Below are 12,156 nucleotides of genomic sequence, written 5' to 3'. Positions count from 1 at the left end.
TCAATGCCATTCCTGACACAATATCCGATGATTTTTTTAACGGCGATGAAGATCATTGTTAGCCATACACTGTTTCACACTGCGCCTCCTTGCCATACTGTTAGAGAAATTAAGATTTTTTCAGAATCACATCAGAATCTGTTAAGATTTAGGATTTATAGTAAATACCGTAAAGAGAAACAAAAACATCAGGCAGGAAAATGAGGTAGAGAGAATGCAGGAAGCAATGATTAAAATATGCGGCGTCCGAAAGGTTTACAGAATAGGGACGGAAAAAGTCATTGCTCTGGACCGGATAGACGCAGATATCCAAAAGGGTGAGATATGCTGTATCTTCGGCACATCCGGTTCAGGCAAGAGTACACTTTTGAACCAGCTTGCAGGCATGGAAAAACCCACAGAGGGAAAAATTGTGATCGACAGCGTGGATATTACAAAACTGCGGGAGGAAAAGATGGCAGCCTTCAGGCAGAAACACATCGGATTTATTTTCCAGTCCTACAATCTGCTGCCATATATGACTGCTCTGGAAAATACAGCGCTGCCTCTCATGTTCCAGGGGTATGGGAAAAAGGAGAGAGAAGCTAGGGCCGCCCGGCTTTTAAAAATGGTGGGCCTTGGGGAGCGCCTCAGCCACTATCCCTCACAGATGTCCGGCGGACAGCAGCAGCGCGTGGGAATTGCAAGGGCTTTTGCGGCAAACCCGGATGTGATCTTTGCGGATGAGCCAACCGGGAACCTGGACACCAAGACAACGGCGCAGATTATGGAAATGGTCCTGGCATTTGCCAGGGAGAATCAGCAGACCATTGTACTCGTAACCCATGACCCTGAGATGGCATCCTATGCGGACCGGATACTGACTCTGATAGATGGAAATATAGTAAAGGATGAGAGAAAGGATAAAAAATGAAGGCAAAATTAATTAGAAAAAGGTTATTTGCAGGAATCATCTGCCTGGGCCTTACCGGCAATCTGTTTTTATACAATGTTTCGGCAGCAGAGGACGGACAGGACAGCAGCACGGCAAAAAGCGCATTGGAAAATCAGTCCGGCAGCAGTGGAAAGGAGGAGAACGGACAGGAGCAGATATCTGCAGCAGGTGTCCGGAATACAGCCTCTCAGGATGAAAACCGGGAACCGCCTGCTCCGGATGACTCCGGCCAGCCGGATAAGCCCAGTCAAGCAGACAAACCGGGCCAATCGGACAATTCCGGTCAGCCGGAGAACTCAGGTCAATCAGACAATCCCGGTCAGCCGGATAAAGACCAGCAGGGGCAGGAGCCGACAGCAGTATCCATTTCCAGAGAAGAGATGAGCAAAGGCTTGGAATCCGGGCAGGAGTTTCAGGTCAGCCTTATTCTGAAAAATACATCCCCCAACACAGATCTTAAGAATGTAAAACTGCAGATCGAGACACCCGAGGGCTTAGCAATGGCAGCGGAACAGAAGACCGGCACCATCAAGGTGGGCAGTCTGGCTGCAGATGAAACGAAAAAGGTTGCTGTAAAGTTATCCGCCGGAAAACTTTCTGGAGATGTCCCCACACTGGTAATGAAGGCGGAAGTCTCCTATGAGTACCAGGCAGAGGGCCAGACGCGGACTGGAAGTGACCGGGAAGATATACTTCTCCCTGTTGCAGCAGACAATGGGAAAAACTTCGTAGATAATTCCGGTGAGACTAACAGTGCCGAGGCGTCAAACAGCGGGGGAGACAGCCAGGATAACAGCGGCGGGGGAGACAGCGGTTACGAGGGCGGCGACGCAGGCACCGGTGACGGAGCAGGAGGCGGTGCGTCAGAGAGCGGAAAGAAGAAGCTGGACCCCATGACCCCCAATATTATTGTCAGCCAGTACGAATATGACAGAAACATCACCGCCGGCCAGGAATTTGAGCTGAAAATGGTCCTCTACAACACAAGCAAACAAAATACAATAGAAAACATAGTCATGTCCGCAGAAGCAGGAGAGGCACTTTCCATAGAAGATTCCTCCAATACCACATACATAGAGCGAATGAAACCACAGGAGTCCGTCACAAAGGTGGTCAGATTGAAAGCACTTCCCCAGGAACAGGCGGATAAAGCCAAGCTGGAGCTGAATTTCAAGTATGAGTACCTGAAACAGGAGGAGAGGACCCAGGTGACCTCCACGGAAAAACTGTCTGTCCGCTATGCCCAGCCGGACCGTTTCAGCCTCGGAGATATCCAGAAGGAAAAGGAGATCAGCGCAAATGAGGAGACTGCCATCTCCATCCCCTATGTAAACAAAGGGAAAACCACAGTCAGCAACGTGGAGGCCAGGCTGAAGACAGAGATGGCCAGCGAAGAAACTTATAAATTTCTGGGAAATGTGGAGGCCGGCACCAGCGGGACCATTGATTTTTTCGTGACACCGCCAAAAGAAGGAAAGCATAAGGCAAAAATTCTGGTGACCTATGAGGACGTATCCGGCAATGAGAAGACAGTGGAAAAGGAGGTGGAACTGACAGCCGCCCAGGGAAATCCGGATGAGTTCTCAGAAGGGTCCATGGACGGAGTGATGCCGGGCAGTGAGGAGATGGAAAGCGGCAGTGCGGGAACATCGGCTGTGAAAGCAGTGATACCGGCTGCGGGTGTACTTTCCCTTGCAGGTGTGTATATATGGCGCCGCAGACGCAGGAAAAGATCACTGTCAGAAGAAGAGGAGAATTTATAATGTCATTTTTTGATATCATGCAGATGTGTATCCGGAATCTGTACCGCAGAAAAGGCAGGACTGCCCTCACCGTCTCCGGCGTGATCATTGGCTGCTGTGCCATTGTGATCATGGTGTCCCTTGGAATCGGCATGAAACAGGCACAGGACCAGATGCTGGCGCAGATGGGAAATCTGACCAGGATCACGGTCACTCCGTCTCCTGCAAAGGATGCCCACAAAACCCTGCTGGATAAAAAGGCTGTAAAGCAGATGGGGCAGATTCCCGATGTGACCTCAGCCATCGTAAAAAATACGCTTGATCTGGGAGAACTGCAGCTCACTGCCGGCGAGAAGAACAGATTCCAGAACGCTTCCGCCACCATCATAGGAATCCCGGAAAAGGATCTGGAAAAGATGGGCTATACCCTGACAGACGGCAAATATCCGAAGAACAGGGCATTTGAAGTCCTGGCAGGACAGCACTTTGCCTATCAGTTTACAGACAGCAGACGCCCGGAAGGAAAAAATGTGGTGGATTACTGGGACAATGAGGACGCGAAGCCTTTTTTCAAGGCAATGGGAACCGAACTTTCTGTGGCGGAAAAAAAGCAGAAAAAAACCTCCGAGCCGGGAGAAAACCAGACAGTCTCTTCCGTCGCGGAGTGGAAGGAAATCCAGAAGCTTAAAATCGTAGGACAGCTGAAAGAAAATTACGATGCAGGGGAGGAGACAGGTTCCGGACTCATCATGCGCCTGAGCGATATGGAAAAACTTCAGAAACAGATCCAGAAGATAAGCGGTCAGAAAAAGGCAAAGGAGTACTCCCAGGTTGTAGTCAATGTTAAGGATATCAAAAGCGTGGAACAGGTGGAAAATATGGTCCGGCAGATGGGATTTCAGACGTATTCCATGGAATCCATCCGAAAACCCATGGAGAAGGACGCCAGACAGAAGCAGATGATGCTGGGAGGCCTGGGGGCCATATCCCTTCTTGTGGCGGCCATAGGAATCGCCAACACCATGATCATGTCCATTACGGAAAGAACCAGGGAAATCGGGATCATGAAGGCTGTGGGCTGTTTTCTTGGGGATATCAGGAAAGAGTTCCTGCTGGAGGCAGCAGCCATTGGTTTTTTGGGCGGAAGCATTGGTATCCTGCTCAGCTATCTGGTGTCCTGGCTGATGAACCATATATCCTCCCTGGCTCCGGGCGGAGGGGATATGGATATGATGGCAGCGGGCGGCATGGACATGATGGGCGGCGGAAGTACCGTCATGTCGGTGATACCGCTGTGGCTTGCGGGCTTTGCCCTTCTGTTCTCTGTTTTCATGGGCGTGGCAGCAGGCTATTACCCGGCGAACAAAGCTGTGAAAATTTCGGCACTGGAGGCCATGAAATCATAAAACCAGCGGGTATACTTATCATTTCGGCCGTACTGTGGTATAGTTTGAATTATAAAGAACTGTTGTTGATAAGATAGGACGGAGGTACCATGAATAAGGCAAATATATTGATCATTGAGGATGACGCGGATATCCGTGAGGGTATCAGAATCCTGCTGGAAAGTGAAAATTATACGGTACAGGAGGCGGAGAACGGACATGCGGGACTGAAGCTTTTGACTCCTGATACGGACCTGGTGATTCTGGATGTGATGATGCCCGGTATATCAGGACTTAAGACGTGTGAAGAGATCAGGAAAATTTCCTATGTGCCCATTATGTTTCTTACGGCAAAGGCCCAGGAATCTGACAAGCTCATAGGGCTTATGGCAGGCGGTGATGATTATCTTGGGAAGCCCTTTTCCTACTCCGAACTGCTTGGCAGGGTGAAAGCACTGCTGAGGCGTTACCGAATATACAGCGGAAAGGCAGGGACAGAGAAGGAGGAGGAGTACCTTACCGTCAGCGATATCCGGATCAGTAAAAAATTCAATGATGTGCAGGTGGGCGAAAGGCAGGTGGATCTGTCAGACCTGGAATACAAAATCCTGCTGCTGATGATGGAACATCCCGCAAAGGTATTTTCTGCCCAGAATCTGTATGAGAGCATATGGAAGGAGCCGTATTTCTATTCCTCCAACAGTACGGTCATGGTCCATATCAGGAAACTGAGAGTTAAGATAGAAGAAAATCCACAGGAACCGCAGCATATAAAAACCGTGTGGGGGAAGGGGTATACCTTTGTGTAAAAGACGATACAGTTTAAAAATGAAAGCCACCCTGGTGATGCTGGCAGCCATGGGGATTTCCGTTATCTTTTATTATGCTGTAAATTATTTCATAGGCAGTGCCCTGGATTCTTATTTTGCCTCCTCCTCCTATATTGAGCGGCAGACAGATAAGACCGCGGAGGAATTTCAGGATTATGTAACAAAGAACCAGATTTCTTCTTCGGACACAGAGGCGCTGAATGCGTGGGGGAGTGACAATCCGCTGATATATTATGTGATCTTAAAGGGCGGAAAGGTCATTTATCCATCGGAATATAAAGAGGATGAAATGATGATTCCGGATGATGCCGCTGAGGATAGCAGTCCCCCCGCAGCAGAGGAGGAGAGTTACTATGAGAGTGATTCCCAGTTATATGATATACAGTTTGCAGACGGGGCAGGAAGACTGTATGTGGTGGGCTTTTTCGATTATGAGATTTACGCGGCGGCCAATTATATAGAGCTCGGTGTGTCGGTGCTGCTGTTTCTCTTTATCTTCTTATTTTTCCTGCAGAGAAAGATCCGATATGTCCATCAGCTTGAGGAAGAGGTGAAAATTTTAGAGGGCGGCGGAATGGATAAGCAGATTACCGTAAAGGGTGGGGACGAGCTGTCAGAGCTGGCCTTCGGCCTGGAGCAGATGCGGCTCAGCCTGAATGAAAATATCAGGGAAAAAGAGGAGATCATGGAGGTGAACAACCGTCTGGTCACAGGTATGGCCCATGACCTGCGCACACCGCTCACCGCCCTCCTTTTGTACACAGAACTGCTGTCCCAGGGAAAATACAAAGATGAGAAGGAGATGGAGCAGTATCTGAAAAAGACAGCACACAAGGCAAATCAGATAAAACAGATGTCAGATGACCTGTTTGAACGGTTCTACATTACAAAAAATGAAGACATTATGCTGGAGGTACCGGAAAAGCTGTGCTATATTTTTGAGAACAGACTCTCTGACCTTGTTATGTTTCTGCACAGCCAGGGATTCCGGGTGGAGTGCGATACTGACTGGCCGGAAGTAAAACTTTCTGTCCTGCCTGAATACATGGACAGAATCCTGGATAATATTGCGTCCAATCTGCTCAAATACGCGGATAAGACAGAGCCTGTCACCATTGTGTTTTCCATGCAGGACCAGCCGGAAAAACAGATCACAATGATCATAAGAAATAAAATTGATCAAAACCCTGAGGATGTCAGCAGCACATGTGTGGGAGTTGCCAATATAGAGCAGATGATGCACAAAATGAAGGGAACCTGCAAGGTGGAAAATGACGGGCAGTTCTATGAAATAAGTCTGGTATTTCCCGCATATGAATAGTTGCGGGCAGCCTTTAGGATGGCAAAAGAAATCCGGAAAGACTGAATGTGGGTATACGACAGAAAAAGAAAAAATGCTGAGCGGAGAATTCTATGACACACGCGACCAACAACTGCGTGCCATGAGCAGCCGGGCAGGGGAAAAGCGGTTTGATTGCGCATGCTGCCGGGATATGTTATATTCTAGGGAGAGACAACCGTGGAAGAAATCATTATTTAGAAAAGGAGCTTACTATGGATTTTGAAACTTTACAGTTAAAGCGTGAAAGCTGCAGGGTTTACAGTGATAAACCCGTCTCCCGTGAAACCCTGACACATCTGGTGGATGTGGCCCGCCTGTCGCCCAGCGGGTGCAATGCCCAGCCGTGGCATTTTATTATTGTGGATGAGCCGGAGGCCCATGACAAACTGGCAGAGGCATTTGATGACAACGGCCTGACCGGGTGTCCCTGGGGAGACCGTGTGCCGGCTTATATCATGATCGTGGAGGAGGAAGCACACCTTATGCCGGGGGTGGGAGAACGCTACGGTTCCCAGCATTTTGCGCAGATGGATATCGGCATGGCGGCCATGGCGCTGTGTTATGAAGCTGCATCCATGGGACTGGGAACGTGTATGATCGGTACGATGAACCAGGAAAAACTGCATCAGTATTTTGGGATACCCGCCGAGCGGGTGATACGGCTGATCATAACTGTGGGCTATCCTGCAAAAGAAGGGGAACCGCGGCGGAAGAAACGCAAGAGCCTGGATGAGATTTTAAGTTATAATCACTGGTAATGGCAAAGTGCCTTCTGTCGGAAATGGAAAGTAACTGCTGTCAGACATAGACACGATTTTCCCGGCAGGGGTAAAGCACTGGCACGGCGCTGCGAAGGACTGCTGGTTTGCCCATCTGGCAGTGGAAGTACCGGGAGTGGAAATCACAAATGAATGATGCGAGCCGGTGGATGACGATGGGTATGGGAATCTGTAGGAGAATGTGCCCAGTCGAAAATGGAATTGTGATTTTTTCCGTTATCGGATATAATTGAAAAAAAGATTTCGGAGGAATCATATGGAACCTAAGGTAATATTGGTAGATTATCTGGATAATCCTTTGGGTGAGATGAAGAAAGGGGCAGCACATGCATCCCCGCATCTGCACCGCGCTTTTTCTGTGTTTTTGTACCATGACGGAAAAATACTTCTGCAGAAAAGAGCAGAGAATAAGTATCACTGCGGCGGTCTGTGGACAAACACCTGCTGTTCCCACCCGAGGCCCGGAGAAATAACACTGGATGCTGCCCGCAGAAGATTAGACGAAGAGATGAAGATCCATGTCAAAAGATTAGAAGAGATATATTCTTTTGTGTACTATTATAAGTTTGACAATGGTATCTGTGAGTTTGAATTTGACCATGTGATCATGGGGGAATATTACGGAAGCTATAAACTGGATCCGAAAGAAGCAGAAGCAGCAGTGTGGATGGAAAAAACAGAGTTACTGGAGGATATGCAGGCAAACCCACAGAAATATACACCGTGGTTTTTGACCTGTGCCGTGGAAGTTTTGAAGAGAATATGATTTGGAGAGTGCTGTCGCCGGCACTCTCTTTTTTTAATTCGGTTCTTTGGAGACGGGAGAGAGTCCATGCTCCATAAAATACTGGTACAGCATATCTGCCTGGTGGGGGATAGTTACGTTTTTCAGCCGTACGATCCCGATCGTCGTGCACATTGCTTCATAAAACGGAATACAGATAAGATTCGGAAAGATTCTCCGGTTCATCATGATCTTGGGCAGTATTGTAATGCCGATACCCTCGTCCACCATATTGAGCAGATGCAGATGTCTGGATGTCATATTTGTGATATTAGGAGAAAAGTCAGCTTTTGCAAACTGATCCATACACAACTGATAAATATCTGATTCACATCCAAGAATAACAAAAGGATAATCATGGAGTTTCCTCAGGGAAAGCGGCCCTTTTCCCAGGGTCTCAGCATGCTTTTTGGAACAGACAAGCGTGAATCGGTCCTCATGGATGGGGGCAAAGTCAAATTGGTCTGTGTTCAGGTAGTTGAGCCTCAGTATGGAGAGGTTTATTTTTTTTGCTAGAAGCAGGTGTAAGAGCTCCTGTTGGCTTGCTTCTGTAATATTGATTTGGATATTATGCATATTTTCCTGAAAAACGGCCAATTGCTTGGCAATGTGGTAGTCCTGCAGCAGAGGGAGGGTACCGAAGTAAATATTCTCGGTCACAATGTCCTTGGACAGACCGGACAAGTGCGCCACCATGTCTGAATAAGTATTCACAAAGATTCTGGCATAAGTCAAAAACATCTCACCTCCCGGGGTCAGAGAGACCTTATTGTTGGAGCGAAGAAATAAAGGCAGGCCAAGTTCTGTTTCCAGGGACTTGATTTGTTTAGAGAGAGAGGATTGGGAAATATACATTTCATCGGCAGCAGCGGAGAATCCTCCGAATTCGCATATAGCCAGAAAAAATTTAACCTGTAAAATTGTCATGATTACCCTCCCGTACTGGCAGACAGCTTTTCAATATTAGAATACCACACTTTTAACAATATATAAAACTAGTTGGTATTACCATAATTCACTAAGTATAACATAGCAAAATTCGGGAAAAATGCAATTCTGATTTGGAATGACCAGGTTCCTAAAGTGAATTGTGCACAAAAAAACAGAGTGATACAATAAGCGCGTAGTAAAGGATGTGTAAAACCAACGTCGACATTGGCATCATTTTAACAAGTGCATGAAACAGGTAAAGGAGGAACTGAAGTGGCTAAAGTGTATAAAGATTTAAGAAGCTTTTTGGCAACCCTGGAGAAGGAAGGACAGTTGGTCCGCATAAAAGATGAAGTTATGCCTGAACCGGATATTGCATCTGCAGGACGCGCAGCTGCAAATATCAAAAACGGACCGGCAGTATTGTTTGAGAAAGTCAAAGGATATAAAGGAAGGGTTGTCACGAATGTACATGGTTCGTGGGCTAATCACGCGTTAATGATGGGTCTGCCCAAGGATACGCCTACCAAGGAACAGTTTTTTGAGCTGGACCGCAGATGGGACAAATATCCGGTACAGCCAAATATACTTAAAAGGGAGGAAGCGCCCTGCAAGGAGAATGTGATTGATAAAAATATTAACCTTTTTGATGTCCTTCCTCTTTATAGGATCAATGACCAGGATGCGGGCTTTTTCATCTCTAAAGGGGCTGTGGTTACAGCAGACCCGGAAGAACCCGGCAATTTTGATAAGATGAATATGGGCATATACCGGATTCAGGTTAAAGACAAAGACCGTATCGGAATCCAGGCTCTGGCTTTCCACGATATCGCTGTTCAGTTGGAAAAGGCTGAGAGAAAGAATGAGAAGCTTCCGATTGCCATCACGATCGGCAACAGCCCACTCGTTTCGTTTATGGCCTCCACACCGATCGGATACAAACAGAATGAATATGAGTTTGTGGGCGCTCTCCAGGATGGAGTCCCGACAGATATCGTAAAATCAGATCTGTATGAGCACCTTTATGTGCCGGCAGGCTCAGAGGTAGTTCTGGAAGGGTATATTGAGCCGAGAGTACGTGAGCCGGAAGGCCCGTTTGGTGAATTCCCGGGTTCCTATTCAGGATGCAGGAACCAGTGCGTAGCCAAAATTGAAAGAATCACACACAGAACAAATCCTATTTTTGAAAATCTGTATCTGGGTATTCCGTGGACGGAGATTGATTACCTGATGGCACTGAACACATCAGTTCCGCTGTTTAAACAGGTGAAAGAGAGTATCCCGGAGCTGGTTGCCCTGAACGCCATGTACTCACATGGCATGGGTGTCATTATTTCCACTAAATGCCGTTATGGCGGATATGGCAAGGGCGTTGCATTCCGCCTGCTGTCCACACCTCATGGCATGCCGTATTCAAAAATCATAATCGTGGTGGATGAATTTGTGGATCCGTTTAATCTGGAACAGGTAATGTGGGCGCTGACCACCAGGGTAAAACCGGATAAGGATGTGGCAATCATACCGAACTGTCCTGGTATGCCGCTGGATCCGTCTTCTGTTCCGGCCGGTATGCATACAAAGATGATCATAGATGCCACCACGCCGGTTGCTCCGGAGCCGAATCCGAGAGAGGTAGAACTTCTTGATCCGCCGGTTAAGACAGAGGAATATTCCAAGATTATCCGCGAATTATTTAAAAATTAAGGTAGAAATAAGGAGGTAATAAGATGATTTGTCCGCGTTGTGATAGTAATAAAGTAAGAAAAATGGTTGATTCTCCGGTGGGAAAGGTATGGGAGGTTTATCTCTGTGAGGAATGCTTTTATTCCTGGCGTTCTACAGAAACGATCAATATCCACGAAAAATTTAAGCTGGATAAAGAAAAAATACCGACCATGCAGGTAATTCCGCCCGTTCCGCCTCTGGACAAATAGTCCGAAGGAAAATCGTCAGTCTTCATATGTGCCGGACATAACTGTTATAGTCCGGCACATTTTTTCTGGTCACAGGGCATTTTGTGGCCGTTTATAAAGAAGAGGGTAAAAGAATGAAAACAAAAAAAATTGGTTTTATCGCGGGTATACTGGTAGCTCTGATCATCCATTTCCTGCCGCTGCAGGGTATCGAGCCTGCAGGACAGACATGTCTGGCACTGACCCTTATGACGGTTGTCTGGTGGGCAACCCAGGTCGCACAGTCCGGTTATGTGGGCGGCATCTATCTGATACTTTTGATCGTACTCGGCGTGGCAGAGCCGGAGCTTGTTTTTAAATCCTGGACAGGTTCTACCATGTATCTGATCATCGGAGCATACCTGATCGCTTCCGCAGTCAAAGATTCCGGTTTGGGGGAGCGCATTGCGTATGCTTTTATCATTAAATTTGTACGTTCCTACAGAGGGATTCTCATATCTATTTTTGTGCTGACCTTTATTATGAGTATTCTGATTCCCCATCCATGGCCGAGGGCTTTTCTGATCATGTCTGTAATGGCAGTTGTGGTGAAGAGTGCCAAGATGCCAAAAGAGGATGCCGTTAAAGTGGGGTTTACCGTATTTGCGGCATCTGTGCCGGTTTCCCTTATTTTTCTCACCGGTGACAGTATTATCAATCCCCTGGCAGTTGCCAACTCAGGTGTGGACTTAGACTGGCTGGGCTGGTTTAAAGTTATGGGGCTGCCGGCGATCGTAGCTTCTGTTTTGACACTGCTTCTCATCCTTGTTCTGTTTAAGCCATCCAAAGAGTTGGAAATCAATCTGGACGAGGTGAAAGAAAAACAAAATTCTTTAGGTCCTTTATCCACCCTGGAAAAGAGAACTGCTGTCTGGCTGGTAATCGCCATTGTACTGTGGGCGACGGATTCCATTCACGGTATTAATATCGGCTGGGTAACCTTGGGTGTTGCCATGTTCATGAGTATGCCGGTCATTGGCGAAGTCCTGACCGCAAAATCCTGGGGTGAAGTACCTGTGCATGTGCTGATCTTCCTGACATCAGCCATGACGATCGGGACTGTGGGAGGCGCCACAGGGATGAACGAATGGCTGGCAAAGACCATTCTGCCATCCACAATACCAAATAATCCACTGGTGTTGGCAGCGTTTATCGCGCTGATTGCCATGATCATACATATGTTTATGGGTTCTGTTATCGCGGTTATGGGCGTAGCCATCCCGGCACTCATGGCGTTTACCTCTCCTATGGGAATTAACCCGCTGGTAACGACCCTGATCGTGTATACGGCGGTGGCGATACATTATATCCTTCCGTTCCATCATTTGAATATGCTGGTAGGACAGGGGGAAGAGAACGGTATGTATACCCAGAAAGAGACGATCCGTCTTGGCATTCCGCTGACGGTAGTGGTATTCATTGTGACTGTCCTGGTGGAGATCCCATGGTGGAAACTTCTCGGCATGTTATAATTCAAT

General features: G+C 47.5%; 11 protein-coding genes. 10 read left to right on the top strand and 1 reads right to left on the bottom strand.

The genetic code is table 11. From position 1 onward, the window contains the following. The first annotated feature begins 214 nt into the window (after positions 1 to 214). The 7 genes from V8Q34_RS23590 to idi all read left to right on the top strand — a co-directional run bounded on the left by V8Q34_RS23590 (position 215) and on the right by idi (position 7,778). Positions 215 to 913 (top strand): ABC transporter ATP-binding protein, encoded by a 699-nt coding sequence (locus V8Q34_RS23590; RefSeq protein WP_335836435.1) that lies wholly within the window; start codon positions 215 to 217, stop codon positions 911 to 913. After that, a complete protein-coding gene (locus tag V8Q34_RS23585) occupies positions 910 to 2,697 on the top strand; it encodes a hypothetical protein (protein WP_335836434.1) in 1,788 nt (595 codons plus the stop codon). Before V8Q34_RS23590 ends, V8Q34_RS23585 begins: the two co-directional genes overlap by 4 nt. Then, positions 2,697 to 4,082: an ABC transporter permease gene (locus V8Q34_RS23580; protein WP_335836433.1), complete on the top strand. Its 1,386-nt coding sequence runs from the start codon at positions 2,697 to 2,699 to the stop codon at positions 4,080 to 4,082. The genes V8Q34_RS23585 and V8Q34_RS23580 overlap by 1 nt, the downstream gene beginning before the upstream one ends. Positions 4,083 to 4,171: 89 nt before the next feature. Further along, positions 4,172 to 4,870, top strand: coding sequence for a response regulator transcription factor (locus tag V8Q34_RS23575; RefSeq protein WP_227246406.1), 699 nt, complete (start codon positions 4,172 to 4,174; stop codon positions 4,868 to 4,870). After that, positions 4,863 to 6,212, top strand: coding sequence for a HAMP domain-containing sensor histidine kinase (locus V8Q34_RS23570; RefSeq protein ID WP_156120907.1), 1,350 nt, complete (start codon positions 4,863 to 4,865; stop codon positions 6,210 to 6,212). The genes V8Q34_RS23575 and V8Q34_RS23570 overlap by 8 nt, the downstream gene beginning before the upstream one ends. Positions 6,213 to 6,445: 233 nt before the next feature. Continuing rightward, on the top strand, positions 6,446 to 6,991 hold the full coding sequence (locus V8Q34_RS23565; RefSeq protein ID WP_033143784.1) for a nitroreductase family protein: 546 nt from the start codon (positions 6,446 to 6,448) through the stop codon (positions 6,989 to 6,991). Positions 6,992 to 7,268: 277 nt separating this feature from the next. Then, on the top strand, positions 7,269 to 7,778 hold the full coding sequence (gene idi / locus V8Q34_RS23555) for an isopentenyl-diphosphate Delta-isomerase (protein ID WP_033143785.1): 510 nt from the start codon (positions 7,269 to 7,271) through the stop codon (positions 7,776 to 7,778). Positions 7,779 to 7,811: 33 nt separating this feature from the next. On the opposite strand, the gene V8Q34_RS23550 is transcribed toward idi, so the two are convergent. After that, complete coding sequence (locus tag V8Q34_RS23550; RefSeq protein ID WP_052099727.1) at positions 7,812 to 8,723, bottom strand: LysR family transcriptional regulator; 912 nt, start codon at positions 8,721 to 8,723, stop codon at positions 7,812 to 7,814. A gap of 276 nt (positions 8,724 to 8,999) precedes the next feature. On the opposite strand from V8Q34_RS23550, the gene V8Q34_RS23545 reads away from it, so the two are divergent. The 3 genes from V8Q34_RS23545 to V8Q34_RS23535 all read left to right on the top strand — a co-directional run bounded on the left by V8Q34_RS23545 (position 9,000) and on the right by V8Q34_RS23535 (position 12,150). Beyond that, complete coding sequence (locus V8Q34_RS23545; RefSeq protein WP_081960556.1) at positions 9,000 to 10,430, top strand: non-oxidative hydroxyarylic acid decarboxylases subunit C; 1,431 nt, start codon at positions 9,000 to 9,002, stop codon at positions 10,428 to 10,430. Positions 10,431 to 10,453: 23 nt separating this feature from the next. Further along, positions 10,454 to 10,660, top strand: a complete 207-nt coding sequence (locus tag V8Q34_RS23540; RefSeq protein WP_054350977.1) for a non-oxidative hydroxyarylic acid decarboxylases subunit D — start codon at positions 10,454 to 10,456, stop codon at positions 10,658 to 10,660. 113 nt (positions 10,661 to 10,773) lie between these two features. Next, positions 10,774 to 12,150, top strand: a complete 1,377-nt coding sequence (locus tag V8Q34_RS23535) for an SLC13 family permease (protein WP_033143787.1) — start codon at positions 10,774 to 10,776, stop codon at positions 12,148 to 12,150. Positions 12,151 to 12,156 lie beyond the last annotated feature (6 nt).

Source organism: Blautia sp. JLR.GB0024, from assembly GCF_037000545.1.
GTDB lineage: Bacteria > Bacillota > Clostridia > Lachnospirales > Lachnospiraceae > Blautia > Blautia celeris.
Note: the sequence above shows the minus strand (reverse complement) of the source record. Positions and strands in the feature narration are given on the sequence as shown.

What these genes read in the sequence shown, in the direction of transcription:
- V8Q34_RS23590 (WP_335836435.1), top strand. Translation starts at nt 215, where the DNA reads ATGCAGGAAGCAATGATTAAAATATGCGGCGTCCGAAAGGTTTACAGA.
- V8Q34_RS23585 (WP_335836434.1), top strand. Translation starts at nt 910, where the DNA reads ATGAAGGCAAAATTAATTAGAAAAAGGTTATTTGCAGGAATCATCTGC.
- V8Q34_RS23580 (WP_335836433.1), top strand. Translation starts at nt 2,697, where the DNA reads ATGTCATTTTTTGATATCATGCAGATGTGTATCCGGAATCTGTACCGC.
- V8Q34_RS23575 (WP_227246406.1), top strand. Translation starts at nt 4,172, where the DNA reads ATGAATAAGGCAAATATATTGATCATTGAGGATGACGCGGATATCCGT.
- V8Q34_RS23565 (WP_033143784.1), top strand. Translation starts at nt 6,446, where the DNA reads ATGGATTTTGAAACTTTACAGTTAAAGCGTGAAAGCTGCAGGGTTTAC.
- idi (WP_033143785.1), top strand. Translation starts at nt 7,269, where the DNA reads ATGGAACCTAAGGTAATATTGGTAGATTATCTGGATAATCCTTTGGGT.
- V8Q34_RS23550 (WP_052099727.1), bottom strand. Translation starts at nt 8,723, where the DNA reads ATGACAATTTTACAGGTTAAATTTTTTCTGGCTATATGCGAATTCGGA.
- V8Q34_RS23540 (WP_054350977.1), top strand. Translation starts at nt 10,454, where the DNA reads ATGATTTGTCCGCGTTGTGATAGTAATAAAGTAAGAAAAATGGTTGAT.
- V8Q34_RS23535 (WP_033143787.1), top strand. Translation starts at nt 10,774, where the DNA reads ATGAAAACAAAAAAAATTGGTTTTATCGCGGGTATACTGGTAGCTCTG.